The organism is Enterobacter sp. 301B, assembly GCF_003850715.1.
Lineage (GTDB): Bacteria > Pseudomonadota > Gammaproteobacteria > Enterobacterales > Enterobacteriaceae > Enterobacter > Enterobacter intestinihominis.
Genome location: NZ_PQTC01000019.1, coordinates 36,134 through 61,656 on the forward strand (window position 1 = coordinate 36,134; position 25,523 = coordinate 61,656).

The 25,523-nt window shown below is 57.4% G+C and carries 27 protein-coding genes; 14 read left to right on the forward strand and 13 right to left on the reverse strand.

The window, feature by feature from the left end:
- The first annotated feature begins 49 nt into the window (after window positions 1–49).
- The 4 genes from C3451_RS18755 to nudI all read left to right on the forward strand — a co-directional run bounded on the left by C3451_RS18755 (window position 50) and on the right by nudI (window position 5,381).
- Window positions 50–1,453: a TolC family outer membrane protein gene (locus C3451_RS18755; RefSeq protein ID WP_063139160.1), complete on the forward strand. Its 1,404-nt coding sequence runs from the start codon at window positions 50–52 to the stop codon at window positions 1,451–1,453.
- Window positions 1,450–3,642: a type I secretion system permease/ATPase gene (locus tag C3451_RS18760; RefSeq protein ID WP_063139159.1), complete on the forward strand. Its 2,193-nt coding sequence runs from the start codon at window positions 1,450–1,452 to the stop codon at window positions 3,640–3,642. The genes C3451_RS18755 and C3451_RS18760 overlap by 4 nt, the downstream gene beginning before the upstream one ends.
- Window positions 3,623–4,822 (forward strand): HlyD family efflux transporter periplasmic adaptor subunit, encoded by a 1,200-nt coding sequence (locus C3451_RS18765; protein WP_022649110.1) that lies wholly within the window; start codon window positions 3,623–3,625, stop codon window positions 4,820–4,822. The genes C3451_RS18760 and C3451_RS18765 overlap by 20 nt, the downstream gene beginning before the upstream one ends.
- Before the next feature lie 133 nt (window positions 4,823–4,955).
- The gene (gene nudI, locus C3451_RS18770; protein WP_045622888.1) at window positions 4,956–5,381 is read left to right on the forward strand and encodes a nucleoside triphosphatase NudI; all 426 of its coding nucleotides are present in this window, start codon (window positions 4,956–4,958) and stop codon (window positions 5,379–5,381) included.
- Here the strand turns inward: nudI and C3451_RS18775 are convergent.
- Window positions 5,359–6,084 carry a helix-turn-helix transcriptional regulator gene (locus C3451_RS18775; RefSeq protein ID WP_045622887.1) on the reverse strand — a complete coding sequence of 242 codons (726 nt, stop codon included), beginning with the start codon at window positions 6,082–6,084 and terminating at the stop codon, window positions 5,359–5,361. The two genes, nudI and C3451_RS18775, sit on opposite strands and share 23 nt — an antisense overlap.
- A 95-nt stretch (window positions 6,085–6,179) precedes the next feature.
- Here C3451_RS18775 and C3451_RS18780 point away from each other — a divergent pair, with 95 nt between their 5' ends.
- Window positions 6,180–6,599 (forward strand): nuclear transport factor 2 family protein, encoded by a 420-nt coding sequence (locus C3451_RS18780; RefSeq protein WP_045622886.1) that lies wholly within the window; start codon window positions 6,180–6,182, stop codon window positions 6,597–6,599.
- Window positions 6,600–6,653: 54 nt separating this feature from the next.
- Here the strand turns inward: C3451_RS18780 and C3451_RS18785 are convergent, their stop codons facing one another.
- Window positions 6,654–7,835 (reverse strand): PLP-dependent aminotransferase family protein, encoded by a 1,182-nt coding sequence (locus tag C3451_RS18785; RefSeq protein ID WP_022649114.1) that lies wholly within the window; start codon window positions 7,833–7,835, stop codon window positions 6,654–6,656.
- Between the two features lie 20 nt (window positions 7,836–7,855).
- Window positions 7,856–8,743 (reverse strand): LysR substrate-binding domain-containing protein, encoded by an 888-nt coding sequence (locus tag C3451_RS18790; protein WP_045308444.1) that lies wholly within the window; start codon window positions 8,741–8,743, stop codon window positions 7,856–7,858.
- Between the two features lie 97 nt (window positions 8,744–8,840).
- Here C3451_RS18790 and C3451_RS18795 point away from each other — a divergent pair, with 97 nt between their 5' ends.
- Complete coding sequence (locus C3451_RS18795) at window positions 8,841–9,443, forward strand: short chain dehydrogenase (protein ID WP_032625906.1); 603 nt, start codon at window positions 8,841–8,843, stop codon at window positions 9,441–9,443.
- Here C3451_RS18795 and C3451_RS18800 read toward each other — a convergent pair.
- From C3451_RS18800 to C3451_RS18830, 7 genes are all read right to left on the reverse strand, one after another.
- Window positions 9,440–10,171: a class I SAM-dependent methyltransferase gene (locus C3451_RS18800; RefSeq protein ID WP_045622885.1), complete on the reverse strand. Its 732-nt coding sequence runs from the start codon at window positions 10,169–10,171 to the stop codon at window positions 9,440–9,442. The genes C3451_RS18795 and C3451_RS18800 overlap by 4 nt on opposite strands.
- Before the next feature lie 125 nt (window positions 10,172–10,296).
- Entirely contained in the window at window positions 10,297–11,676 is a 1,380-nt protein-coding gene (locus C3451_RS18805) for an amidohydrolase family protein (protein ID WP_045622883.1), read from the reverse strand.
- A gap of 1 nt (window position 11,677) precedes the next feature.
- Window positions 11,678–12,634 carry a carbamate kinase family protein gene (locus tag C3451_RS18810; protein ID WP_023298439.1) on the reverse strand — a complete coding sequence of 319 codons (957 nt, stop codon included), beginning with the start codon at window positions 12,632–12,634 and terminating at the stop codon, window positions 11,678–11,680.
- Window positions 12,631–14,211 (reverse strand): hypothetical protein, encoded by a 1,581-nt coding sequence (locus C3451_RS18815; RefSeq protein ID WP_022649120.1) that lies wholly within the window; start codon window positions 14,209–14,211, stop codon window positions 12,631–12,633. The genes C3451_RS18810 and C3451_RS18815 overlap by 4 nt, the downstream gene beginning before the upstream one ends.
- Window positions 14,212–14,222: 11 nt before the next feature.
- Complete coding sequence (locus C3451_RS18820; RefSeq protein ID WP_045622880.1) at window positions 14,223–15,638, reverse strand: DUF1116 domain-containing protein; 1,416 nt, start codon at window positions 15,636–15,638, stop codon at window positions 14,223–14,225.
- Window positions 15,638–17,179, reverse strand: coding sequence for an acyl-CoA synthetase FdrA (fdrA, locus tag C3451_RS18825; protein ID WP_124304379.1), 1,542 nt, complete (start codon window positions 17,177–17,179; stop codon window positions 15,638–15,640). Before fdrA ends, C3451_RS18820 begins: the two co-directional genes overlap by 1 nt.
- A 108-nt stretch (window positions 17,180–17,287) precedes the next feature.
- Window positions 17,288–17,893 (reverse strand): ankyrin repeat domain-containing protein, encoded by a 606-nt coding sequence (locus C3451_RS18830; protein ID WP_045622877.1) that lies wholly within the window; start codon window positions 17,891–17,893, stop codon window positions 17,288–17,290.
- 320 nt (window positions 17,894–18,213) lie between these two features.
- Between C3451_RS18830 and C3451_RS18835 the strand changes: the two genes are divergently transcribed.
- Complete coding sequence (locus C3451_RS18835; protein ID WP_022649124.1) at window positions 18,214–19,143, forward strand: LysR substrate-binding domain-containing protein; 930 nt, start codon at window positions 18,214–18,216, stop codon at window positions 19,141–19,143.
- Here C3451_RS18835 and C3451_RS18840 read toward each other — a convergent pair.
- Window positions 19,140–19,298 carry a YqaE/Pmp3 family membrane protein gene (locus C3451_RS18840; RefSeq protein ID WP_003862203.1) on the reverse strand — a complete coding sequence of 53 codons (159 nt, stop codon included), beginning with the start codon at window positions 19,296–19,298 and terminating at the stop codon, window positions 19,140–19,142. The genes C3451_RS18835 and C3451_RS18840 overlap by 4 nt on opposite strands.
- Before the next feature lie 179 nt (window positions 19,299–19,477).
- On the opposite strand from C3451_RS18840, the gene C3451_RS18845 reads away from it, so the two are divergent.
- Both C3451_RS18845 and C3451_RS18850 read left to right on the forward strand, forming a co-directional pair.
- Window positions 19,478–19,996, forward strand: coding sequence for a rhodanese family protein (locus C3451_RS18845; RefSeq protein WP_022649125.1), 519 nt, complete (start codon window positions 19,478–19,480; stop codon window positions 19,994–19,996).
- 82 nt (window positions 19,997–20,078) lie between these two features.
- On the forward strand, window positions 20,079–20,258 hold the full coding sequence (locus C3451_RS18850; protein WP_006811690.1) for a hypothetical protein: 180 nt from the start codon (window positions 20,079–20,081) through the stop codon (window positions 20,256–20,258).
- Between the two features lie 37 nt (window positions 20,259–20,295).
- Here C3451_RS18850 and stpA read toward each other — a convergent pair whose 3' ends face one another.
- Complete coding sequence (stpA, locus tag C3451_RS18855; protein WP_022649126.1) at window positions 20,296–20,700, reverse strand: DNA-binding protein StpA; 405 nt, start codon at window positions 20,698–20,700, stop codon at window positions 20,296–20,298.
- 497 nt (window positions 20,701–21,197) lie between these two features.
- On the opposite strand from stpA, the gene alaE reads away from it, so the two are divergent.
- On the forward strand, window positions 21,198–21,647 hold the full coding sequence (gene alaE / locus C3451_RS18860; RefSeq protein ID WP_022649127.1) for an L-alanine exporter AlaE: 450 nt from the start codon (window positions 21,198–21,200) through the stop codon (window positions 21,645–21,647).
- Between the two features lie 32 nt (window positions 21,648–21,679).
- On the opposite strand, the gene C3451_RS18865 is transcribed toward alaE, so the two are convergent.
- Window positions 21,680–22,024 carry a DUF2002 family protein gene (locus tag C3451_RS18865; protein ID WP_006811693.1) on the reverse strand — a complete coding sequence of 115 codons (345 nt, stop codon included), beginning with the start codon at window positions 22,022–22,024 and terminating at the stop codon, window positions 21,680–21,682.
- Between the two features lie 158 nt (window positions 22,025–22,182).
- Here C3451_RS18865 and C3451_RS18870 point away from each other — a divergent pair, with 158 nt between their 5' ends.
- The 4 genes from C3451_RS18870 (at window position 22,183) to nrdE (ending at window position 25,516) form a co-directional block, all read left to right on the forward strand.
- Window positions 22,183–22,509 carry a DUF883 domain-containing protein gene (locus C3451_RS18870; RefSeq protein WP_017382769.1) on the forward strand — a complete coding sequence of 109 codons (327 nt, stop codon included), beginning with the start codon at window positions 22,183–22,185 and terminating at the stop codon, window positions 22,507–22,509.
- A gap of 243 nt (window positions 22,510–22,752) precedes the next feature.
- Window positions 22,753–22,992, forward strand: coding sequence for a glutaredoxin-like protein NrdH (gene nrdH, locus C3451_RS18875; RefSeq protein WP_017382770.1), 240 nt, complete (start codon window positions 22,753–22,755; stop codon window positions 22,990–22,992).
- Window positions 22,989–23,399: a class Ib ribonucleoside-diphosphate reductase assembly flavoprotein NrdI gene (gene nrdI / locus C3451_RS18880; RefSeq protein ID WP_022649128.1), complete on the forward strand. Its 411-nt coding sequence runs from the start codon at window positions 22,989–22,991 to the stop codon at window positions 23,397–23,399. Before nrdH ends, nrdI begins: the two co-directional genes overlap by 4 nt.
- The gene (gene nrdE / locus C3451_RS18885) at window positions 23,372–25,516 is read left to right on the forward strand and encodes a class 1b ribonucleoside-diphosphate reductase subunit alpha (RefSeq protein WP_045622875.1); all 2,145 of its coding nucleotides are present in this window, start codon (window positions 23,372–23,374) and stop codon (window positions 25,514–25,516) included. The genes nrdI and nrdE overlap by 28 nt, the downstream gene beginning before the upstream one ends.
- The last annotated feature ends 7 nt before the right edge of the window (window positions 25,517–25,523 follow it).

Consider the following 25,523-nt stretch of genomic DNA (forward strand, 5'->3'; position numbering starts at 1 on the left):
GCGCCCGGGCATAAACAAAAAAGCAGTACTTTTTTATTAGGGACAAGACATGGGAAAGAAGATGCCTTACTGGTGGCTCTCGTGCTGCCTGATATCTGTGCCCGCTATCGCGGCAAACCCTGCGGCGATGATTAATACCGGACAATTAAGCGAAACGCAGGAACTCCCCTCTTTAAATGGCCGCGTGGCGCCCGTAGCCAGCAAAGCCGCCCCCGGCACGCTACAGCTGGATGAAGCCGTAAACCGCGCCGTGACCTGGCATCCGGCCATCAGTGAAGCCGTCGGCAAACTTTATCAGCAGAGCGAAAATGTGGACGTCGCCAAATCGAAATATTATCCGCAAATTAACGCCGGCATGGATAACGGCTATAGCCACGACGGCGACGATAATGGCTTTACCCCCTCGCTGGTGCTTTCGCTTTCGCAAATGCTTTACGACTTCGGCAAAGTCGCAAGCCAGGTGCGCGCCGAAAACGCGGGCGTCGCCCAGCAGCAGGCCAACGTGCTGGTGAGCATCGACACTATCGCCCACGATACCGCCATCGCTATGGTGCAGGTGCAGACCTGGCAGCAGATGGTCGAGACCGCTAAAGAACAGCTGGACGCCCTGACCTCCATCGGCACACTGACGAAGCTGCGTAATGACGAAGGCGCCACGTCGCTCTCTGACGTGGTGCAGACCGATGCCCGTATCGAAGGCGCGCGAGCGCAGCTGATGCAGTATCAGGCCAGCCTCGACAGCTCACGCGCCACGCTGATGAGCATGCTGGGCTGGGACGGCCTGAACGCGGTCAGCAATGAATTTCCGCAAAGTCTGGCCCGCAGCTGCGATATTGCCGAGCCGGACGATCGCCTGGTGCCCTCGGTTTTAGCGGCCTGGGCGCAGGCCAACGTCGCGCAGGCCAATCTCGACTATGCCAACGCGCAGATGACCCCTACCGTCTCGCTGGAGCCGGAAGTCCGCCACTATCTTAACGACCGCTACTCAGGCAACGAAACGCGGGACCGCACCCAGTACTCCGCGTGGGTAAAAGTGCAGATGCCGCTCTATCAGGGCGGCGGCCTCACCGCCCGGCGTAACGCCGCCGGACACGCGGTGGAATCGGCCCAGTCCACCATTCAGCGCACCCGTCTTGAGGTGCGGCAAAAACTGCTGGAAGCGCGCAGCCAGGTGATGAGCCTGATGAGCACGCTTCAGATCCAGGGCCGCCAGGAAGCGCTCAGCGCCCGTACCCGCGAGCTGTATCAGCAGCAGTATCTCGATCTTGGTTCCCGCCCGCTGCTCGACGTGCTCAACGCCGAGCAGGAGGTGTATCAGGCGCGCTTTACCCAGCAGCAAACCGCCGGACAGCTCCGCCAGCTTCAGCTGAACTGTTTCTACCAAACCGGGCGCATACGTCAGGTGTTCGATCTTGAAAACCGCACCATCCAGACCGTGGAGATCCAGCCATGAAGCAACGCGATATTCCGCAGGGTGAAAACATGACGGATGAGGCGCTGGAGCAGTGGGCGCAGGCGTTTGGCTATGTGGCGACGCGCTATCGCGTTGCCTGCTCGCCAGGCTCGCTGATCGCGGGCGCACCGTGGCTGAAAGGCAAACCGATGGTGCCCGCGCTGACGCAGCTCACCCGTGAAGCCGGGCTGACGTTCCAGCTGCTGACGGCCGATCAGCACGCTATCAACAGCTGGCGTCTGCCGGTGGTGGTAGAGCTGAACGACGGTAAAATCGGCGTGATCGATAATTTCGACGGCGAGGATACGCTTGAAGTCAGCTTTTTCGACGACAGCACGCACACCAACCGCCTGTCGATGAGCGCGATGCTGCCCGCCATCCGCCACGTCATCGCCCTGCGTCCGCTGGCGGCGCTGAAGGACAGCCGCGTGGACGCCTATATCTCAAAATACCGCCCGGACTGGCTCTACCGGCTGGTGATGCGCGACCTTCGCCCTTACAGCTGGGTGATGCTGGCGGCGCTGTTTATCAACGTGCTCTCCCTCTCCGGCATTGTCTTTTCCATGCAGGTGTATGACCGGGTGATCCCCGCCCAGTCCTACCCGACGCTCTACGTACTGACCATTGGTGTACTGATCGCCACGCTGTTTGGTTTTATGCTGCGCGTGGCGCGCGGGCACATTATGGATCTGCTGGGCAAACGCTCGGATATGCGCGTCTCGGATCGGGTCTTCGGCCACGCGCTGCGGCTACGCCACAGCGCCATTCCGCGCTCCACCGGCAGCTTTATCTCCCAGTTGCGCGAGCTGGAGCAGATCCGCGAGATGGTCACCTCCTCCACCATTTCCACCATCGTCGATCTGCCGTTCTTTATCCTGTTTGTGATTGTGCTGGCGATCATCGCCCCGCAGCTGGCGTGGATCGCCCCGGTGGCGGCGGTGATAATGGTCCTGCCTGGCCTGCTGCTGCAAAAGAAACTGGCAGAGCTGGCGAAGCAGTCGGCGCATGAATCTACCCTGCGCAACGCGGTGCTGGTGGAGAGCGTGCAGGGGCTGGAGGACATCAAGCTGATGCAGGCGGAGAACCGCTTTTTGCAGCAGTGGAACAGCTATATCCAGATCACCGCCGAATCCGGCCTGCGCACCCGCGAACTGACGCAGAACCTGATCAGCTGGGGGATGACCATTCAGAGCCTGGTCTATGCCGGGGTGATCGTGGTGGGCGCGCCGATGGTGATCGACGGCACCTTAACCACCGGTTCGGTGGTGGCCGCCTCGATGCTCGCCTCACGGATGATCGCCCCGATGGCGACGCTGTGCGGCGTGCTGGCCCGCTGGCAGCAGGTGAAGGCGGCCAAAGAGGGGCTGGACAGCATTATGCAGCTGCCGACCGAGAACCAGCGCGAAGAGACGCCGATCCGCCAGGACGTGCTGCGCGGCCACTATCTTTTCGAGCAGGCGCAGTTCCGCTATCACCCGGAAGATCCCCGCATGGCGCTGCGCATTAACCGCCTGGAGATCAAAGCGGGCGAAAAAGTGGCGATCCTCGGGCGCAACGGCGCGGGTAAATCAACCCTGTTGCAGGCGATGGCGGGCGGGATGGATCTGGCGGGCGGTGAACTGCGGCTCGACAACCTCAGCCTGCCGCATCTGGACGTGGCTGACGTGCGGAGAAACGTCGGCTTTATGACCCAAAATGCCCGGCTGTTTTACGGCACCCTGCGCGAGAACATCACGCTCGGCATGCCCCGCGCCACCGATGAAGAGATCTTCGAGGTGCTGGAGATGTGCGGCGCGGCCAGCTTTGTGCAGAAGCTGCCAAAGGGGCTGGATTACCCGATTATGGAAAATGGCGTCGGGCTGTCCGGCGGGCAGCGGCAGTCTATTCTGCTGGCGCGGATGCTGCTGCGCGACCCGAATATCGTGCTGATGGATGAACCGACCGCCTCCCTTGATGAACATACCGAGCGGGAATTTATTCAACGTCTCGGGGCGTGGCTCGGCAACCGCACGCTGGTTGTCGCGACCCACCGCGTGCCGGTACTGGAGCTGGTGGAGCGCGTGGTGGTACTCAAAGATGGCATGCTGGTGATGGACGCGCCAAAAGCGCAGGCGCTGAACAACAGCCGTATGCAGCAACAGCAGCAGGCAACCGGACGGGAGTGGAATAATGAAAATCAATCAGCGTGACGTTGCCGCAGTAGAAGATCTGGATAACGCGCTCGACTCCGAGAGCGGTTATACCGGCGCCCGGCGCATCGTTTTCTTCTCCCTGCTGATGTTTGTGGTGCTCGGCGTCTGGGCGTGGTTCGGGGTGCTGGATGAAGTCTCAACCGGCACCGGAAAAGTGATCCCCAGTTCACGCGAGCAGGTATTGCAGTCGCTGGATGGGGGGATCCTCACCGAGCTGAACGTACACGAAGGGGATCAGGTGCAGGCCGGACAGGTGCTGGCGCGGCTGGATCCTACCCGCTCGGAATCTAACGTCGGCGAAAGCGCGGCGCGTTACCGCGCGTCGCTGGCCTCCAGCGTGCGCCTGTACGCCGAGGTGAACGATCTCCCGCTGAAATTCCCGCCTTCCCTGGCGAAATGGACCGACCTGACCGCCGCAGAAACGCGGCTTTACAACTCTCGCCGCGCCCAGCTGGAGGATACGCAGCGTGAACTTCGCTCCGCGTTAGCGCTCGCCAATAAAGAACTGGCGATCACTCAACGGCTGGTGAAAACCGGTGCCGCCAGCCACGTGGAAGTGCTACGCCTGCAACGGCAGAAAAGCGACCTGGAGCTGAAGCTCACCGACGTGCGTTCCCAGTATTACGTGCAGGCCCGTGAAGCGCTGTCTAAGGCCAACGCCGAGGTGGATATGGTGTCAGCGATCCTGAAAGGCCGCGAGGATTCCGTTACCCGCCTGACGGTGAAGTCGCCGGTGCGCGGGATCGTGAAAAACATCAAGGTGACCACCATCGGCGGCGTCATACCGCCCAACGGCGAGTTAATGGAGATTGTGCCGGTGGACGATCACCTGCTGATTGAAACCCGCCTCTCGCCCCGGGATATCGCCTTTATCCATCCTAATCAGGAGGCGCTGGTGAAAATCACCGCCTACGATTACGCGATTTACGGCGGGCTGCACGGAGTGGTGGAGACCATTTCGCCGGACACCATTCAGGACGAAGCGAAGCCGGAGGTGTTCTACTACCGTGTATTCATTCGCACCAGCCAGGATTATCTGGTGAACAAGGCGGGCAGGCACTTTTCGATTGTGCCGGGGATGATTGCGACGGTGGATATTAAGACCGGGGAGAAAACGGTGCTGGATTATCTGATTAAGCCGTTTAACCGGGCGAAGGAGGCGCTGAGGGAGCGGTAGTCAAACGCCGGGTGGCGGCTTCGCCTTACCCGGCCTACACCGCTGTTCCGAGTGATGAGGATCCAACACACCTAACATGATCTCCATCACCAATCTGCTATAGTAGCCCAAATTCATTTTTCAGGAAGAAATCATGCGCCAACGAACCATTGTCTGCCCCATCATCCAGAATGACGGAGCCTACCTGCTATGTAAAATGGCCGACGATCGCGGTGTATTCCCCGGTCAGTGGGCACTCTGCGGTGGTGGAATGGAACCAGGCGAAACCATGGAACAGGCGCTGCGCCGTGAAGTCCGTGAGGAGCTGGGCGACGCGCTGGACATTATCGACGTCAAGCCCTGGGCTTTTCGCGATGACATCAGGGTCAAAACTTACGCCGAGGGTACCACCGAGGAAATTTATATGATTTATCTGATCTTCGACTGCATCAGCGCCAATCGGGATGTTACGTTTAACGACGAGTTTCAGGAGATCGCCTGGGTTTATCCGGAATCGTTAAGAGAGCTGGATCTCAACGAGGCCACGCGCATTACCTTTACGCAAAAGGGCCTTCTTTAATCGCCCACTGCCCCGGCGTTTTACCGGTCCACGTTCTGAAAACTTCAATAAATGCGCTGACGCTACTGTATCCGCACGAGAGCGCAATCCACCCCACCGGCTTCCCCGCCGCCAGCCACTCCATCGCCTGCATGACGCGCGCCAGCTGGCGCCAGTTGACGAAGTTCATCCCCGTCTCCGCGCTAAACCGCCGGTTGAATGTACGTACGCTCATCCCGGCACGGCTGGCATGGCTTTCCACCGTCTGATTATCATCGACGGATTGCAGCAGTTTCCTGACCACATTTTTCAGCCGGGGATCGGTCGGTACGGGCAGATAAAAGCGGACCTGAGACGCCAGAGCCAACTCCTCCAGCAGCAGGATGAGCTTTCGGGGATCGTATTCACTCCCGGCAACGCTTAAACGGGAAAACAGTGCATCGGTAAAATCGTCCGACTCGAAAAGCGTGGCCTCTTCCGGAAGCCCTTCACAATGGGCAGGGTCAAGATAGACAGCACAACCTTCAATCGCACTTTCCGAAAAGGCAGCGTGCTGCTGACCAGGCGGGATCCAGCCGATATGTTTTGCGGGTACCACCGAACGCCCCAGCGGCGTCTCAATCACCAGCAGCCCCGCAGCAATGCGCCAGAGCTGGCCGGCATGATGGCTGTGCCACGGGGTGTGATAGCCGCCGGGATGAACAAGCCTCTCAGTTGTCAGCATGAATTTGACCGAAAATCGTTATTCTTCGACTTATTACAGAAACTACGCCTTATGCTGTCAAGGATAATAGCGGCTCAACATCACGAGGAGCTAACATGACCATCATTACATCCCTGATAAACCAGCCCGACAACACCGCGCAGCGCGAGCAAATGGCCTGTCTGTTAACCCGCTTATTCAATGGCAATGTAGATCCGGCAGAGGTGTTTACGCCCGACTACCAGCAGGTTACGGACGGTCACATGCTTGATTATCAGGGATTTATGAAACACCTGAACCATGTGCGTGCGCAGATCCGCGAGATTACGTTTACCGTGGAAGCGTTATGTTGCCATAACGAATGTGTGGCAGACCGGCACAGAGTGGCCGTGACATATCCGGATGGTCGCCAGGCAGAATTAGAGGTGTATATGTTTGCCACGCTGCGCGAGGGGAAAATTTGTCGGATCCATGAAGTCACACAGGCGCCAGACGACGATGCATTTGACCGCACCCTCGCCCACGCCATGCAATAACCTTACCCTACACGGGAACAGCGCATAACGGCATCTGCCATTATGCGCATCCGCTTACAGGGAAATTTTCAGACGTCGAACCGCTTCTTTAAGCTGCTCATCCGTTGGGGTAACGAAAGACATGCGCAGCGTGGTGTGGTCCGGCTCGTTGCAGTAGAAGAACTCACCCGGCACAAACACGACGCCGTTGCTCAACGTTTTTTCCAGCCATTTCGTCGTATTGATGCCGTTATTCATTTTCGCCCACAGGAACATGCCGCCCTTTGGCTTATGGAACGACATCACATCGCCCAGCTCCGCTTCCAGTTCACTGGCAAAGGTCTGGTATTTCTGGCGATAGGCTTCGCGGATCATTTTAATCTGATTCGCCAGACGACCGGTTTTCAGATATTCGTACGTCATCAGCTGCGACAGCGTGCTGGTGTGCAGATCGGTGGTTTGCTTGAGGTTCACCACCGCACGCTTCAGCCACTCCGGCACCAGCACCCAGCCCACGCGGGTGCCCGGCGCGAGGATTTTAGAGAAGGTGGAGGTGTACACTACGTTATCCTCATTGCCGATATCTTTGGCATGAGCAATCAGCGGGCGGAACGCTTCCTCGGTATAGTTGATTTCGCTGTACGGATCGTCTTCGATAATCACGAAGTCATAGCGCTTCGATAATTCCACCAGCTGTTTACGACGCGCCTCGGAGAGCGTCACGCCGCCCGGGTTACCAAAGGTTGGCACGATATAAACCGCTTTGATGGTTTTGGTTGCCACCAGCGCTTCAAGTTCATCTACTTTCATGCCGTCGCCGTCGGTGCCGACGGATTCAAAATTCGCCTGTGCCAGGCCAAAGACCTGCAACGCGGCGAGGTAGGTCGGACGCTCAACGACGACCGTATCACCCGGGTTAATTAACGCACGCGCCAGCACGTCAAGCGACTGTTGAGAGCCGGATGTAATGACCACGTCATCGGCTTTACAGGCGATGCCGCGACCTTCACAGATGCGTTGGATCTCTTCGCGCAGCCCCGGGACGCCTTCCGTCAGGCCGTACTGGAACGCTTCGCCAAAATGCTGAGACAGCACGGCATCAGCGGCAATTTTTAAACCTTCATGATCGAACAGATCCGGGTTTGGAATACCGCCCCCCAGCGAAATCACGCCTGCCATTTTGCTATGTTTTAATAATTCACGGATGGCAGAGGATTGCAGGCCCTGCGCGCTGCTGGCGAGTTTGTTTGCAGACATTCTTTACTTACCTTCTTTTTTTATATTGTGCCCAATCTTAGCAGAATATGGGCAATAAATTCCGTTAGCTTAGGCAGCGGACGCAAATCCTGGCGCCACAATAAATGCACCGGCCTCGGCGCGGGCGTAAACGCTTCCAGAACCCGAACCAGCCTGCCGCTTGCCAGCTCTTCAGCCACCAGCACTTCCGGTTGCAGCAATAGTCCTGCCCCGGCTCGCGCCGCCATGCGTAAGCCGTAGCCGTCATTGCATCGTAAGACGGCATCACGCTTCCAGCGCACCTCGCCTTCCACACCCGGCAGCCGCCACTCGTTACGCGCCGTCCATACCGTGTGCGACAGACACAGGTGATCCACCAGATCGGCTGGCGTTTGCGGCGTACCGTGACGCGCCAGATATTCCGGCGCGGCGCAGATCGTCATGTTGTAGGGACACAGGTATTTCGCCACCAGATCCTCATTTCGGATCTCCCCGATGCGAATGGCCAGATCGACCCCTTCCTCCACCAGATCCACCATTCGGTTGGTGAGATCCAGTTCGATGCGCACTTGCGGGTAGCGCTGTAAAAACGTGGCCGTCAGAGGCGCGATAACGCAGCCGCCAAACGAGGTGGGTGCCGTCACGCGCAGGGTGCCGGCGGGCGTGGCTCGCAGACGTTCAACTGCGTTTTCAGCAATCGAGACCTGCTCCAGCACGCGCCTGGCCTCTTCGAAATAAACGCGTCCGGCGTCGGTCAGGCTCTGGCGACGGGTGTTGCGTTCCAGTAGCCGCGTGCCGAGCTGCGATTCCAGCAACGCAATATACTTCCCGACCATCACCGCCGACATCTCCAGCCGGGCCGCCGCGCCGGTGAAGCTGCCGCTTTCCACCACCGCGATGAACGTCTCCATCCCGCGAAGCTTATCCATATTCCAAACCTCTGGTTAGTAATCTTCTAACGTTAGCCCAGTTTATCTGAGTTTTTATTTATTAAAGAATGAAGGCTCACAACATAAGGAGTCTGCTATGAAAATCGTCATTATTGGTGCCAGCGGTACGGTCGGTCGTGCAGTCACAGAAGAGTTAAGCCAACGCCACGAGACGATCCGCGTGGGTCGCACGCAGGGCGAGCATCAGGTGGATATCACCTCGCAGGCGAGCGTACAGGCACTGTTCGAAAAGATCGGCCCGGTGGATGCGATTGTCTCCGCCAGCGGTGGGGTACACTTCGGCCCGCTCGCAACCATGACCGACAGCGAGTTCAACCGGGGCTTGCAGGATAAGCTACTGGGGCAGGTTCGTCTGGCGCTGACCGGCCAGCACTTCCTGAACGAAGGCGGCTCGATCACGCTGATAAGCGGGATTGTGGCGCACGAACCGATTGCTCAGGGCGTCAATGCCACCACCGTAAACGCGGCGCTGGAAGGGTTTGTGCGCGCCGCGGCCTGTGAACTGCCGCGCGGGATCCGCATTAACCTGATCAGCCCGACGGTGCTGACGGAATCCGTCGAAGCATATGATGGCTTCTTCCCGGGCTTTGAAAGCGTTCCCGCTGCGACCGTTGCGCAGGCCTACCGCCGCAGCGTGGAAGGGGTACAGAGCGGACGGGTATATAAAGTCGGCTATTAAGCCTTACGGGCGGCGATCAGCACCAGCATCGGGCGTTCCGCCTCTTCGGCCAGCGCGGGCCAGGCGTCAACCTGCGCCTGCGTTGGTCCCCACTCATTGACTTCACTTATCGTCAATCCGGCCTTGATCAGCGCGTTAAGCGTGGTACCCAGCGTGCGGTGGTATTTGATTACCCCCTCTGCCAGCCAGTTGCTGACGCGCTTGCCTTCGTCCTGATAATGGTTCACGCCCCAAAACCGCTCACCGTTGTCCTCGGTGAGCCAGCCCTGACGGGTGGCGCAGGTATAAATCGGGTGCTCCATCGAGAAAACCAGGCTGCCGCCGGGTTTAAGCGCACGCTGCACCCTGGCGAATAACGCGTCCAGTTCCGGCAGATAGTGCAGCGCCAGCGAGCTGTAGACCAGATCGAGACTGTTTTCGCGAAGCTGAAGAGATTCCAGATCGCTACGCTGATAGTGGATCTGCGTGTCATCCGTCAGTTCTGCCGCGCGGGCGAGCATCTTTTCAGAGATATCGACGCCCGTGACGTCACAAGCGCCCAGCTCGCGCGCCACGCGGCAGAACCAGCCGTAGCCGCACCCAAGATCGATAACCGATGTGCCGGTTAAATCCGGCAGCATCGCCTTAAGCGCAGGCCACTCTGGCGCGCCGTCCAGCCCCTGAACCGAGCGCGGAAGCTGGGCGTAGCCTTCAAAAAAAGCCGGGTTGTCGTAGATGTTTTGTGCCATGGCAGATCCCTCTTTAAGAATGTGCATAGCAGTATACTGCATTGTCGGGTGGCGGCTTCGCCTTACCCGACCTACAAAATCTCCGAACCGTAGGCCGGGTAAGCGCAGCGCCACCCGGCACCACATTAGCCCACAGAGCCCCAGACCAGATTCCCCTTGTGGAACGTCGCGGTACGCGGAGAGATACGCGCCACGGCCTCGGCGGAACAGGAGGCATCCACCAGCACGAAGCTGGCGTCGTCCTGCGCTTTAGGCCACACGCGCTCACCTTTGTCGTTCAGCGGCAGCACGTCGCCGGTGGCGATGCCCAGCGCCCGCGAAAGCGTCTGTTCGTTCGGGCGAATATAGAGCTGGGCGTAGAGGTTGGCTTTCTCCAGCATGTCCCCCAGACCGTACGGGGACCAGTGGTCAATCACGCTGTCGGTACCGGTCATGACAAACACGCCTTTTTCACGCAGCTGCTTCAGCGGCATGTGCAGGGTGCCAATCGGCACGGTCGAGGCGATGGTCACCTGCTGCGCCGCCATGCGGGTGGCGATCTCATCCACCTGCTGTTCGTTAAGCGTCGCCAGCGCGAAGGCGTGGCTGATGGTCAGCTTCCCCTTCAGCGCCGGCGTTTTCTCCACGGTTTCTACCATGTAGTTCACCGCCGCCACGCCCGCCGGGCTGGTTTCGTGCAGGTGAATATCCACCCCTTTGTTGTAATCCAGCGCAATCTGGAACATGGTGTCGAGGGATTTCTCCATCGCGCCGTCGACGCTGGTTGGGTCCAGCCCGCCCACGTAGTGCGCCCCCGCCTGCATCGCCTCGCGCATCAGCTTTTCAGAATTCGACAGCAGCAGACCGTGCTGCGGGAAGGCAACGATTTCACAGTCAAAACCTGGGCTTCGGCGCGCCAGTACCGCCTGCAAATTTTCCAGGTTTTTCAGGCCGGAAACCGGCTCTATGTTGCAGTGGCTGCGGGCGATGGTGGACCCTTTGGACTGGATCAGGTCGATCAGCTTTTCGGCGCGTTCTTGCGTGTAAGGCTGTAATTCCGGCAGCAGCTTCTGCTCCAGGCGGATCATGTCCTGAATGGTGGTACCCGCCGGACGGTTCAGGGAGCGCCACGGGCCGCCATAGAAGGTTTTGTCCAGATGGATGTGCATGTCGCGCATCGCCGGGAGCATCAGCTTTTTGCCCGCGTCGAAGTGCGGCAGGGCCGCATCGGCGTGGCTGTTGTTATCGCGCAGGGCGACGATTTTCCCGTCTTTGATCTCAAGCGTTTTCAGCTCGGTGCGGGTACTTGTCGCCACGCTGCCGTCGAAGTTAAACCCGGCTTCCAGCAGCACGTTGTCGAGATAGTAATGTTTTGCGGTGATGTTCATCGGTTTACCCGTCACGCAGGTTGCCTTAGCAGAATCGGCAGCATACGCGACGGAACCCGTAGCGCCAAAAAGCGCGCAGGCGGTAACCATTTTACCGCTCTGGCTAATAAACTCGCGGCGGCTTTTATTCTCACTCATCTTATCTTCCTTCGTTAACAATGTGGGTACCCGTTTCACCGCGCAGCGCTGCGGGCAGGCAGTCCGGCGAGGTGATGATCACGCGCCTGCCGCCATGGCGTAAAAATTCCAGCGAAGCGACGATTTTTGGCAACATGCTGCCCGCCGGGAAGTGGCCTTCATCCCTGTAGCGCGTCATCTGCGCCACGTTGACGGTATCCAGCGCCTGCTGGTTCGGCTTGCCGAAGTTCACGCACACTTTCTCCACGCCGGTGGTGATCACCAGCACGTCAGCGCCGATCTCGCGCGCCAGCAGCGCGGTGGAGAGATCTTTATCTATCACCGCGTCCACGCTCTGATAATCGCCCTGGTCACTGCGCACCACAGGAATGCCTCCGCCGCCTGCGCCGATCACCACAAATCCTTTCTGCGTCAGCGCCTTGATGGCATCCGCCTCAACAATGCGCCGCGGCTGCGGTGAAGCTACCACGCGGCGATAGCCCCGGCCTGAATCCTCGACAAAATGCCAGTCCGGATGCGCAAGTTGCAGATCGTCGCGCTGCGCCTCGCTGAAGAACGCGCCGATGGGTTTCGTCGGGTGCATAAAGCCAGGATCATTTTTATCCACCTCCACCTGCGTGACGACCGTGACCGCTTTTTGTTCCCCGCGCGCCGCCAGGCGGTTGTTGAGCGCCTGCTGGATCAGGTAGCCGATCCCACCCTGGGTATCTGCCACGCAGTTTGCCAGCGGGGTCAGCGGCAGCCCTTCCCGCTCGTGGGCGATCTCGGCGCGGCGCAGATCCAGCCCCACCTGCGGGCCATTGCCGTGGGTGAGCACGATGTCATAGTCCGAGGCCAGCATTTCGAGCACCGACTCAGCCACCGCTTTGACCGCCTGCGCCTGATGCTCAATCGACTGGCTGGCGTTGTCTTTGATAATGCTGTTGCCGCCGATGGCAACGACCATTAGCTCTTTCATTTTGTTTCCTTTAAAAGGTGCGTTCTGGCGCCCTCACCCTGGCCCTCTCCCACTGGGAGAGGGGGATTAACAGAGATATCGAGAACATGCTTCACCACAAACATCCCGCCCATCATCAGGTAGGCCGTAACGAACATCAGGGAACTGCCCTCGGCAAAGCCCACCACCGGGGCGTGGATCACGCCAAACAGCGCCAGCAGCGCGCCTCCTGCGGCGGCGACGGCCCCGCGCAGCGGTTTGTTGATGATGGCGAAGATGGCGATACAGCCCCAGAGCATGCTGGCGAGCGGCGCGCCGTTGCCGAGATGCATCAGGCCTTCGTAGTAGATCCCCTTGCTGTGCAGCACGTCGGTGCCAATTTTCGCCGCGCTGGTCCCCGCCGCGCTCATCACGCTGTTCATCATGGTCAGCGCCCAGTTGGCAATCCACGGGAACAGGCAGATGAAGATGACGGGCACTTCCACTTTCGGGGTTTCCCTCACCACCTGGTTGGCGGTGACAACGCCGATAAACACCAGAATCGGCACGATGGCGGTCATCGGTATGATGGCGAGCATAAAGGCCCCCAGCCCGAACAGCGGCACGATGAACATGGTCACGCCGGACGCCAGGGTGTAGCCGATGCTGGCGCCCATCGCCTTCCAGCCAGGATGGCCGACGTAGACCGTGACCGGGAACGGATTGCCCATCAGGCAGCCGAGCATGGAGGCCAGACCGTTCGCCAGCATTACCTTGCGGGTCGGGTATTCATCCCCCGCCGCATGGGCGCTTTCGATGTTCTCCAGGTCAAAGATGTAGTTCGCCAGCCCCAGCGGTACGGCGGACGCCAGATACGGCAGCGCATGCGGCAACCCCTGCATAAAGCTGTCCACATGCACTTCCGGCGGGTTAAAGCCGAAGGATGACATGGACGCTTTAATGGCATCCGGGCTTTGCAGGCCGGAGATCCACGCAAGCAGAGTACCGGCAATCAACAGCAGCAGGCCGGTCGGGATGCGGGCGAAAATCGGCTTTTTACCGAACCAGTTAATGAAGATCAGCAGCAGGACGATAAACGACACGGTCGGCGCTTCGAACGCCTGCAACATCGGGTTCATCGCCAGCAGGAGCAGGCCAAGACCGGACAGGCACGACAGCAGCACGGTACGCGGGATCATCTTGCGGATGGTTTCCCCCAGGAAGGAACCGCCCGCGAGGATCATCGCTTCCACAAAGCACCACACCAGGCCAATCTGAATCGCGAAATCCGCATCGCCGGTTTGCTGGTAAACCGGCATTAAGACCAGGAAGGTCACGGTAAAAATCGACGGCGCGCTCGGGCCGGACGGCAGCGCGGTGACGTCCGTTCGTCCGGTGGCGCGCGCCATTTGCAGGCCAAACCACGTATAGCAAAGACTCGCCACCAGCACCGCCAGCCCGAAGGCTGGCGCGATGCGTCCATAAACAATCTCCTTCGGGATGCCGACGACAAAAATGAGCAACCCCATCATGGTCAGCAAATTGGTCAGGTTGTTGGTCATCAACCCGAAATAAGCTGCCCAGTCACCTCTTTTCCACTCCAGTTTCATGTTTTTCATGGATGCATACCTTATAGAACGTAGCGATCGCGGAAGGTTAACAGCGCCTTTTCAAAACAGCTAAACGGCGGGTGAACGATGCCCGCCCCAATCATGCCGATACCGGCGTCCTTATGGGCAATGGCGGTATTAATGACCGGCAGAATGCCGCTGCCCGCGACCTTCGTGATGTCGATGGCGGACGGGATGCCCATAAACGACAGCAGCGGAATGGTGACGTTCGGGTTTTCGCCGAGAGTGATTTCGCGCATCTGGCGGGAGAAATCGATGGCTTCCTCCACCGTGCCGCCCACCAGCGCCACGATTGCCGGGGCTGTCGCCATCGCAAAGCCGCCGATGCCGTAGGTTTCGGTAATCGCGCTATCGCCGATATCCAGCCCGGAGTCTTCCGGCTTATAGCCCGCGAACATCGGGCCGATCACCTGCTGCGCCGGGCCGGTGAACCACTGCCCCGGCAGGCCGGAGACGCGCAGGCCGAACTCGTAGCCGTTGCGCGCCATGGTGGTGACGACGGTGCTGTACTCAATGCCGTGGGCGGCATCCAGCGCGGCCTTACACATTGCCATCCACGTCGGACCGGAGAAGTAGTCGCTGCTGGCGACAAACTCGAACACTTCACGCTGCTGCGTCACCGGATAGCCCGCCTGGATCAGCCCCGGCGTCAGCGCCTGGATAAGCAGCGTGGTGCCCGCGTTGTTGCGGTTGTGGCACTCGTCGCCCATGTGCAGCGCCTGGGCCAGCATCAGGCGCAGGTCGATTTCGCCGATAATCTTCATCGCGTCGCGCAGCATTGGGCCGAGCACGTCGCGCATCCAGTTCAGGCGGTCGATCACGCTCTGATCGTTGGCCCCCATGCGCAGGATCTTCGCCATCTGCTCGCTGAGGTTGGTGAAGGCGCGGTTGCCGTAGGTTTTGTTCTCAACGATGTGCATAAACATCGACGCGGAGGTGACGCCCGCCATAGAGCCCACACAGTCGTGCTCGTGGCACGGCGAGAAGGTGATGTCGCCTGAAGCCGCCAGCCTTGCGGCGTCCTCCAGATCCGTCGCCAGCCCTTCAAACACCAGCGCGCCGGTGACCGCGCCCTTCATCGCCCCACACATGTTTTCCCAGGTAACAGGCGGACCGGCATGCAGAATGGTGGTGCGAGTCATGCCCGGCACCACGTTGATGGCCTGGTCATAGCCCACCAGCACCGGATGGGACTGAATAATGCGCTCAAGGGCAATGTTGTTCGCGGCGGCAATTTTCTCCGCCAGCGGTTTTTCCGCCAGCCGATCCAGCGCGTCCACCACCTGCATATTGCCCTGCCCCGGCGGCGTCCAGTCGAGCTGGGTCACGGGAACGTGCTGTTTTTTGAGGTCGTCGCTGAACATCGCAATCCCGACGTTAATCACGTTCAGCGGTTGGTTGAATAAGGTCGTCATTATGCTCTCTCCCCTTTGCAGACAAATTCGCGTGCCAGTAATCCGGTATTGGTGCTGCTGCTGGCCCAGATGACGCCTGCGTCGGTCAGCAGCTGGCACTGCTGGGCCAGCGACTGCGGATCCTGATCGGTGCCGAGCACGTAGCCGAGAATTTCCAGCGGACGGTTGTCGGCTTTCGCGATTGCCTGTGCCTCTTTGATCGCCTCGATCATCACCCCCACCGGATCCTCGTGTTCGCCAAAGCCCAGCACGAAGTCCATCACGATGACGCCCACCTGCGGATCGCGCGCCTCCTGTAGCAGGCGGCTGATGCGGTTGGTCGGGTCGATCATCGGGTGTGGTTTGCCGTTGGTGAAATCGTCGTCACCGAAATCAAGGAAGGTGTGGGCCTGGCTGACGCTGATGTCCTTCAGACGCCTGGCCGGATCCGGCTGGATGTTGCTGTAAACATCGTCAAACTTCTCCAGCGCGGCAAACATCGCTTCGTCGCACAGGGTGCCGCCGCAGAACAGGCCGCGAATGTACTTCTGCCGCGGCGTCAGGCGGGCGCGCACCTCTTCGATCAGCGGCCAGTTGAGCGGATGTAAATCCAGGGAGTCTTTTTTAATGCCGGTAAGCAGCACCGCTTTCAGGGCCGCCTCTTTGGTGCCACGAGCAAACTGCAAGCCGTCTTCATTGGCTGGTGGTTCGTTGCGGCCCAGGAAGCACACAACCACAGGTTTGCGGCAGGCGCGTGCCCGGGCCAGCACTTTCTCTGCCACCGCGGGTGCAGGCGGTTTGGAGATGAGCGCTATCACCCGGGTCGCGTCGTCCGCCTCCAGCATGTCGATGGCGTCGAGCATCATCAGGCCGCCAATCTTCTCGCTGAGATCGCGCCCGCCGGTGCCGATCAGCTGCGACACGCCGCCGCCGAACTCGTGAATGCGCACGCTCAGCTCCTGGCTACCGGTGCCGGAGGCGCCAACGATGCCAATTGGCCCGCGACGTACCGCGTTGGCAAAGCACAGCCCCGCGCCGTTGATAATGGCGGTGCCGCAGTCCGGCCCCATCATTAGCAATCCTTTGTCATGCGCCAGCTGCTTCAGCGCCAGCTCGTCGTCGAGCGACACATTATCGGAAAACAGCATCACGTTGAGATCGTTTTCCAGCGCCTGGCGCGCTTCGCGGGCGGCGAAGGTGCCGTTGACGGATATCACCGCAAGGTTGCTGTCCGGACGATGGGTTTTGGCGCTGGCAATCGTCGCGTAGCGTGCTTCATGGGAGCCAGCGCTCTCTTTACGCGTAAATAACGCTTCAATGGCGGCAAGGGTTTCCTCATTCGCCGCGTCGCCTTTAATAACGATCATCAGGTCGCCGTTTTTCGCGTCCGCTAATTCCGGCGTTAATAGCCCGAGGTTTTTTAATACCCCTTTGTTCATTTCCGTCGCCATCGCCACAAACGCCTGCTCGATGCCCGGCAATTTATTGGCTTTGGTGGAAACCGACATTAAGGAAACCGAATCGAAATACGTATTCTTTTTTATGACGATTTTGGTTGGCATTATTTTCACCTGTTTAAGATAAAAGGGGGCCGCCGTCGTGCTAAATGCACGTCGGTAACAATGCGTTTTTTGATTCACGGCCAGCCAGGGGAAGGCTGACCGAATGCGCTATGCGCCTGCCGCCAGCAGCAGGTCTGCGATCGCGTTGAAGCCTTTTTCCCGCGCCAGTTCGAGCGGGGTTTTGCCGTATTTATCAGTCATGTGCGGATTCGCGCCGTGATCCAGCAGCAGCTTCACAATTTCCTGCTGCTTTGCGCCGCCGTCGTTTAACACGATGGCCTCAAGCAGCGGCGTCCAGCCGACAAAATTGGTGTGGTTGACGTTAATGTCGGTTTTTTCCAGCAGCTCGCGCACGATTTCAACGTGCCCTTTTTCACTGGCGGGGGTAATGCCCACGCCGCCAAAGCGCGTCAGACGGTCGAGATCCGGATCCGCCGGAAGGACAATGCGCAGCAGGGTTAAATCATTGGTCAGGCAGCCGATCAGGAAGGGGTTAAAACAGGTCTGGTCCTGTTTATCAATATCCGCCCCGGCGGCAATTAAAAATCCCACACAGGCGTAATGCTTTTTCAGGCTGGCAATAATAATGGCGGTTCTTTTCTGGCGGTTGGTCGCGTTAATATCCACGCCTTTTTCCAGGCAGGCTTTTAGCGCGTCGATATTACCCTCTTCTGCCGCCAGCAAAAATTCTGTAACCAGTGCAGTTGCAGACATATTCAGACTCCCTATGTTTCACTTCTGATGACCTGAGAATAGCAACAGCCTGGTCATAAAAGAATCCGCTTAAAAATGATTCATCGACACGCAATTCATTGTTGAGTTAAATTCAACTGTCCGGCAAAAACGTGCGTCTGTGCAACCTTTTTCTTATGGTTTACCGCTTTTACGCGCCTCGGGCTGCATTATCCTTATGAATGAAAAAGCCTTACACAGCGCGGCTCTACGTAAAAACCCAGAACTGTGACCGACATCAACTATGATGTAACGCCGGTGTTAAAATATGTTCAAAACTGATGGTAACCAGGAGCCATAATATGAATTCCATCTTTACCGAAGAGAATTTGCTGGCCTTCACCACCGCGGCACGCTTTGGCAGTTTTAGCAAAGCGGCTGCCGAGCTGGGCGTGACCACTTCCGCCATCAGTTACACCATCAAACGTATGGAGACCGGGCTGGACGTGGTGCTGTTTGTACGCAACACGCGCAGCATTGAGCTGACCGAATCCGGTTTTTATTTTTATCGTAAAGCGACCGACCTGCTGAATGACTTTCATGCCATCAAGCGCGGGATTGATACCATTTCGCAGGGCATTGAGACGCGGGTGCGCATCTGCATTAATCAGCTTTTGTATACGCCACGCCATACCGCGCGTTTGCTCCAGGTGCTGAAAAAACAGTTTCCTACCTGCCAAATCACGGTGACGACCGAGGTGTATAACGGCGTCTGGGATTCCATCATTAATAATCAGGCCAACATCGCCATTGGCGCGCCGGATACGTTGCTGGATGGCGGAGGCATCGATTACACCGAGATAGGCGCGATCCGCTGGGTATTTGCCATCGCGCCCACGCATCCGCTGGCGTTCGCCCCGGAGCCCATTTCCGAAAGTCAGCTGCGTCTGTATCCCAATATCATGGTCGAGGACACCGCGCATACCATCAACAAGAAGGTCGGCTGGCTGCTTCACGGTCAGGAGGCGATTCTGGTACCGGACTTTAACACCAAGTGTCAGTGTCAGATCCTGGGGGAGGGTATTGGATTTTTACCGGAGTATATGACGCGTGAGGCGATGGAGGACGGGCTGCTGGTAAAGCGGCGAATCAATAATCCGCGCCAGGACTCGCGCATGCTGCTCGCCACGCAGCATGCGGCGACCGGTCAGGTCACGCGCTGGATCAAACAGCAGTTTGGCCCCGAGGGCGCGCTGACCCGGATCTACAGTGATCTATTGTGGCGTACCTAGCTTTTCGTCTGAACCCAAAACGCGTGGATAAGACCCGGGAAGTAACCCAGGATGGTCAGAAGGATGTTCAGGATAAACGCCCAGCCCAGTCCCTTGCCAAGCAGCACGCCCAGCGGCGGGAGAATAATCGTAAAAACAACGCGCCAAAAACCCATAAATAACTCCGTGCAAGCTAACCAATTGAAAATTATAAAAGACACTTCTCTAAGCGTAGCCAGTTTACGGGTAACTGCCATTCGTCTCTCGCGCTTTTACCTGCCTTTACCCTCTTTACACTGGCTGAAACCCTGCCTTAAATGCTCTACTGTTCTGAAATTGACCGTAAGGAAACACAATGTCTCTTCCTCTTATTTCGCCGCAGCAGGCAAACGCGCTTATTGCTGAAGGCGCCAAACTTATCGATATTCGCGACCCCGACGAGTATGCCCGCGAGCATATTCCAGCGGCGCACTCCATTCCGCTGGATTCGTTACCCGGCGGGCTTAACGCAGCGCCGGGAGAAACGGTGATTTTCCACTGTCAGTCTGGCGCAAGAACCGCAAACAATGATGCTCGTCTTGCCCGGGCAGCGTCCCCTGCGAACGCCTTTGTGGTTGAGGGAGGCATTCAGGGCTGGAAGCAGGCCGGTCTGCTGACCGTTGAAGATAAATCGCAGCCGCTTCCGCTGATGCGTCAGGTGCAGATCGCCGCCGGGCTGCTGATTCTCTGCGGCGTGGTGCTGGGTTACAGCGTCTCCAGCGGCTTTTTCCTGCTAAGCGGTTTTGTGGGCGCCGGGCTGCTGTTCGCCGGAGTGACAGGTTTTTGCGGTATGGCGCGACTGCTGAAAGTGATGCCGTGGAACCGACGTACCTGATAAGGGGTATCTGAAAGATTAGGCTGTACCCCGCCCCGGACGTGGGCTATGGTGAAGATCGTGACAATGATGAGGAGGTGCTATGTTTTCTGTTGGTGATTATGTCCAACCGCGTCAGGGCGGTCCGAAACTGAAAGTGCTCGAAGTGAATGGTGAAAACATTGTGGCCGTACAGGCCAGCAATGAGCAGGGCGAGAAATATCACCTGAAAGCGGCGGACGTAGTTCTGTACTCCGAAGAAGGTGACTTTGGCGTCTGCTAAGTCAATAATCGGGCGGAATACACCGCCCGAATAATCATCAGATCAGGAAATCATCCAGCGATTTACCGTTTGCCAGTGCGTTCGCAATTGGCTTTGGCGTACGTCCCTGACCGGTCCACGTTTTCTCTTCACCGTTCGCGTCGATGAAACGATATTTCGCCGCACGCGCTTTACGTTTTTTAGCCGGCTGGCCCGCATGAGCCAGTTCTCCGCCTAACAGATCGCTCGGGGAAATACCGTCTGCCTTCATCAGTTCCAGCAGAGCATTAATTTTATCCTGCTGTTCAGCGCGCTGGCGCTCTAATTCAGCCTGCTCGCTGCGTTTTTCTTCTGTGACAATCCGAACTTTTTCCAGCACTTCTTCCAGAACATCCATGGATAATTCACGCGCCAGCGCCCGGAGGGTACGGATATTATTAAGATTCTGTAACGTTAAAGCCATAATAATGAGAAACCTTTCTTCGTGTGTATAACATAAATCAGGCAACAGAATAATTGATTTTTGTTCTGATATCTACCCACTCTGTCGTTTTGACATTATTGTAAATGTTTTAGAATATCCCGTTAATATAACCCCGAATTACCTGTCAGTTTTAATGCGTAATATTCCGTCCTGCACCTGGTCAAAAATCCCTGTTTAATGCCGTTCAACAAACCGCCCGGCATCCTCCGAATAACAAACGTTATACGCTTGCTCAGATAAGCTAATAGTTTGATTTCGTTTAATAAAACGGTGAATGGGAAAGAAAATAACGACTCGCACAAAAAACAGCCAACTTTAGAGAATTTTATGGACAAAGCGCCCATAAATAAAAATTAATCACTACTTGTTAGTTAAAAGCCAGAGGGATACGCTATACACTCAAAACAAACCAACCTAAAGCACTAAACGCCGCAGGTAAAAACGCCACTTTTTTGTCCTGTTCGAGGAGTTCAGACATGTTCTCACCGCAGTCTCGCCTGCGCCATGCGGTAGCGGATACGTTCGCGATGGTCGTTTACTGTTCCGTCGTAAACATGCTGATTGAAATTTTCCTGTCCGGAATGACCTTTGAGCAGTCCCTCTCATCGCGCCTGGTGGCCATTCCGGTGAATATCATGATTGCCTGGCCGTACGGAATGTATCGCGATGCGGTGATGCGTTTCGCCCGGCGTATTAGCCCGGCAGGTTGGGTAAAAAACCTGGCGGACGTGCTGGCTTACGTGACGTTCCAGTCCCCGGTGTATGTGGTTATTTTGCTGACGGTGGGCGCAGACTGGCATCAAATCGCCGCCGCGGTAAGTTCAAATATCGTGGTATCTATGCTGATGGGTGCGGTGTACGGTTACTTCCTTGACTACTGCCGCCGCCTGTTTAAAGTCAGCCCTTATAGCCAGGCAAAAGCGTAAGATAAGGCGACTGGCTCATGCCAGTCGCTGATTTATTGTACGTCGCCAAACAGCCCTTTCAGGAAACGCTCCAGCGCCATACGCGAGCTGAAACCGTGCGGAATACCATAATGTTCATGCGTCTCGCCGCCTAAATAGAGCGGAAATTGCTGATAATGATCGCAGGTTTTAATATCCGAGGCGGGCTCAGCAAATGACAGGCTTCTGTCTTTGAGTGTCGGGTGAATAATGAGAGCAGTACGCCCCATTCTTGCTTCACGGTTGACGTAAACATAATTCTCACCACGGCGATATCCGTACGCTTTTGATGTTACCTCATCCATGGTGAACCCTTCTTTTTCAAGAACGCGCGCCACCTCATCGGGTCGTAAATACATATCTTTTCCTCATTATCATACCTGCCGGGCAACCTTACAGTATTCAGCATTAGCAGGGCTTTCAGAATATTCCATAAACTGCCCGATAAGCCGTGACTCGCTTCAGATATTACATTTCTGGACTAAACTAAACGGGAACACAAATTATGGAGGATCGTATGTTTAACAGACCGAACCGAAACGATATTAACGACGACACCCAGGATATTCGTAACGATGTCAGCCAATTAGCGGACACGCTGGAAGCCGTATTGAAATCCTGGGGCTCTGACGCGAAGGACGAAGCAGATGCCGCGAAACGTAAGGCTCAGTCTCTGCTGCGTGAAACGCGAGCAAGGATGAATGGCCGCTCACGTACCACTCAGGCGGCCTGCGATATGGCCAGCTGCGCCACCACCTTCGTACGAGAGAAACCGCTGTGTACGCTGGGAACGGTCGCGGCAGTCGGGATTTTTGTCGGCGCCCTGCTTAGCCTGCGTAAGTAAGCACGCGTTTTCAGCCCCGGTAGCCTCAGGCGCCGGGGCTTTTCTTTGCCTGAAAGCCTGAAATACCCGCGCAGTCTGCCCTGCCCCGCCAGGCTCATCATTGGGGCCTTATCAATCTGAATTTCCCATATCTTGTGTGGTTGAAAGTTATCTCAACTACATCTAGTATTCCCTTTAGCAAGACAGACACAACATGACGCGTTTACTCGCGCCGTTCTCTCATTCTAAATGGAAATACGAATCATGAGCATTATTATTTACACTCGTAACGATTGTGTTCAGTGCCACGCCACGAAACGGGCGATGGAGAGTCGCGGCGTGGCATTTGAGATGGTCAATATAGATCAGGTGCCTGACGCGGCAGACACCCTGCGGGCGCAGGGTTTCCGTCAGCTTCCGGTCGTGGTTGCCGGCGACACCAGCTGGTCTGGCTTTCGTCCGGACATGATCAACCGCCTTGCCGCTCAGGGCGTCAGTGCATGAGCAGGCTGGTCTACTTTTCCAGCAGCTCGGAAAACACGCTTCGGTTTATGGAGCGTCTCGGGCTGCCCGCGATTCGCATTCCGCTGAACGAGCGGGAGCGTATTCAGGTAGACGAACCCTACATTCTGGTAGTGCCCAGCTATGGCGGTGGCGGCACCGCCGGGGCTGTGCCTCGTCAGGTGATCCGCTTTCTGAACGATCCCCATAACCGGCAGCTGATTCGCGGCGTGATCGCGGCAGGCAATCGTAACTTCGGCGAGGCCTTTGCCCGCGCCGGGGATGTCATCTCTCAAAAATGCGGCGTGCCGTATCTCTATCGTTTTGAACTGATGGGGACACAGCAGGACGTAGAGAACGTGCGTAAAGGAGTGAACGAATTTTGGCAACGACAACCGCAGAGCGCGTGATTCAGGCGACGCCGGATTACCATGCATTAAACGCCATGCTAAACCTCTATGACCGGGAGGGGCGCATTCAGTTTGGCAAAGATCGTGAGGCGGTGGACGCCTTTTTTGCCGCTCATGTACGCCCGAACAGCGTCGTCTTTGGCAGCCAGCAGGAACGTCTCGACTGGCTGGTAAAAGAGGGTTATTACGAAGAGCGCGTCCTGACCCGCTACGACCGCGCCTTCGCGGTGGCATTGTTTGAACGGGCGCACGCCAGCGGTTTTCGCTTCCAGACGTTTCTCGGCGCGTGGAAGTATTACACCAGCTACACCCTGAAAACCTTCGACGGCAAACGCTATTTAGAAAGCTTTGAAGATCGGGTGGTGATGGTAGCCCTGACGCTGGCGCAGGGCGATGAAGCCCTGGCCGAAAGGCTGACGGAGGAGATCCTCTCAGGCCGCTTCCAGCCTGCCACGCCAACCTTCCTTAACTGCGGCAAAGCCCAGCGCGGCGAGCTGGTCTCCTGCTTCCTGCTGCGTATTGAAGACAATATGGAGTCGATTGGCCGTGCGGTGAATTCGGCGCTACAGCTGTCGAAACGCGGCGGCGGCGTGGCATTTCTGCTTTCGAACCTGCGGGAAGCGGGCGCGCCGATCAAGCGCATCGAAAATCAGTCCTCCGGCATCATCCCGGTGATGAAGATGCTGGAAGATGCTTTCTCATACGCTAACCAGCTCGGCGCACGTCAGGGCGCGGGTGCGGTTTATCTGCACGCGCATCATCCGGACATTCTGCGTTTTCTGGATACCAAACGTGAAAACGCCGACGAAAAGATCCGCATTAAAACCCTGTCGCTCGGCGTGGTGATCCCGGATATCACGTTTAAGCTGGCCAAAGAAAATGCCGACATGGCGCTTTTCTCGCCGTATGACGTCGAGCGTATCTACGGCAAAGCCTTTGGCGACGTGGCCATCAGCGAACTGTATGACGAACTGGTGGCGGACGAGCGCATTCGTAAGAAATACATTAACGCCCGCGACTTTTTCCAGACGCTTGCCGAAATTCAGTTTGAGTCCGGGTACCCGTACATCATGTACGAGGATACGGTGAACCGCGCCAACCCGATTGCCGGGCGCATCAACATGAGCAATCTGTGCTCGGAGATTTTGCAGGTCAACAGCGCGTCCAGTTACGACGAGAACCTCGACTACGCGGATATCGGCAAAGATATCTCCTGCAATCTCGGTTCGCTGAATATTGCCCACACCATGGATTCCCCCGATTTTGGCCGCACGGTAGAGACCGCCATTCGCGGGCTGACGGCGGTATCGGACATGAGCCACATCCGCAGCGTACCGTCCATTGAGGCGGGCAACGCCGCGTCGCATGCCATCGGCCTTGGGCAGATGAACCTGCACGGCTATCTGGCGCGGGAGGGTATCGCCTACGGCAGCCCGGAAGGGCTGGATTTCACCAACCTTTATTTCTATACCATCACCTGGCATGCGCTGCATACCTCGATGCTGCTGGCGCGCGAACGCAACCAGCGGTTCGCAGGCTTTGAGCAGTCCCGCTACGCCAGCGGAGAGTATTTCAGCCAGTATCTGGAAGGCGACTGGCAGCCGAAAACCGAAAAAGTACGCGCGCTTTTCGACCGCGCCGGCATTACCCTGCCGACGCGTGAGATGTGGCAACAGCTGCGTGAGGATGTGATGCACTACGGCATCTATAACCAGAACCTTCAGGCGGTTCCGCCAACCGGCTCCATTTCCTATATAAATCATGCCACGTCGAGCATCCATCCGATCGTGTCGAAGATTGAAATCCGCAAGGAAGGCAAAACCGGACGCGTCTACTACCCTGCCCCGTTTATGACTAACGAGAATCTGGCTCTGTACCAGGACGCCTATGAGATCGGCCCGGAAAAGATCATTGATACCTACGCCGAGGCGACCAGACATGTGGACCAGGGGCTGTCGCTGACGCTCTTCTTCCCGGACACCGCCACCACGCGGGACATCAATAAAGCGCAGATCTACGCCTGGAAGAGAGGCATCAAAACGCTGTACTACATTCGCCTGCGCCAGCTCGCGCTGGAAGGTACCGAAATTGAAGGCTGCGTGTCCTGCGCGCTGTAAGGAGAAA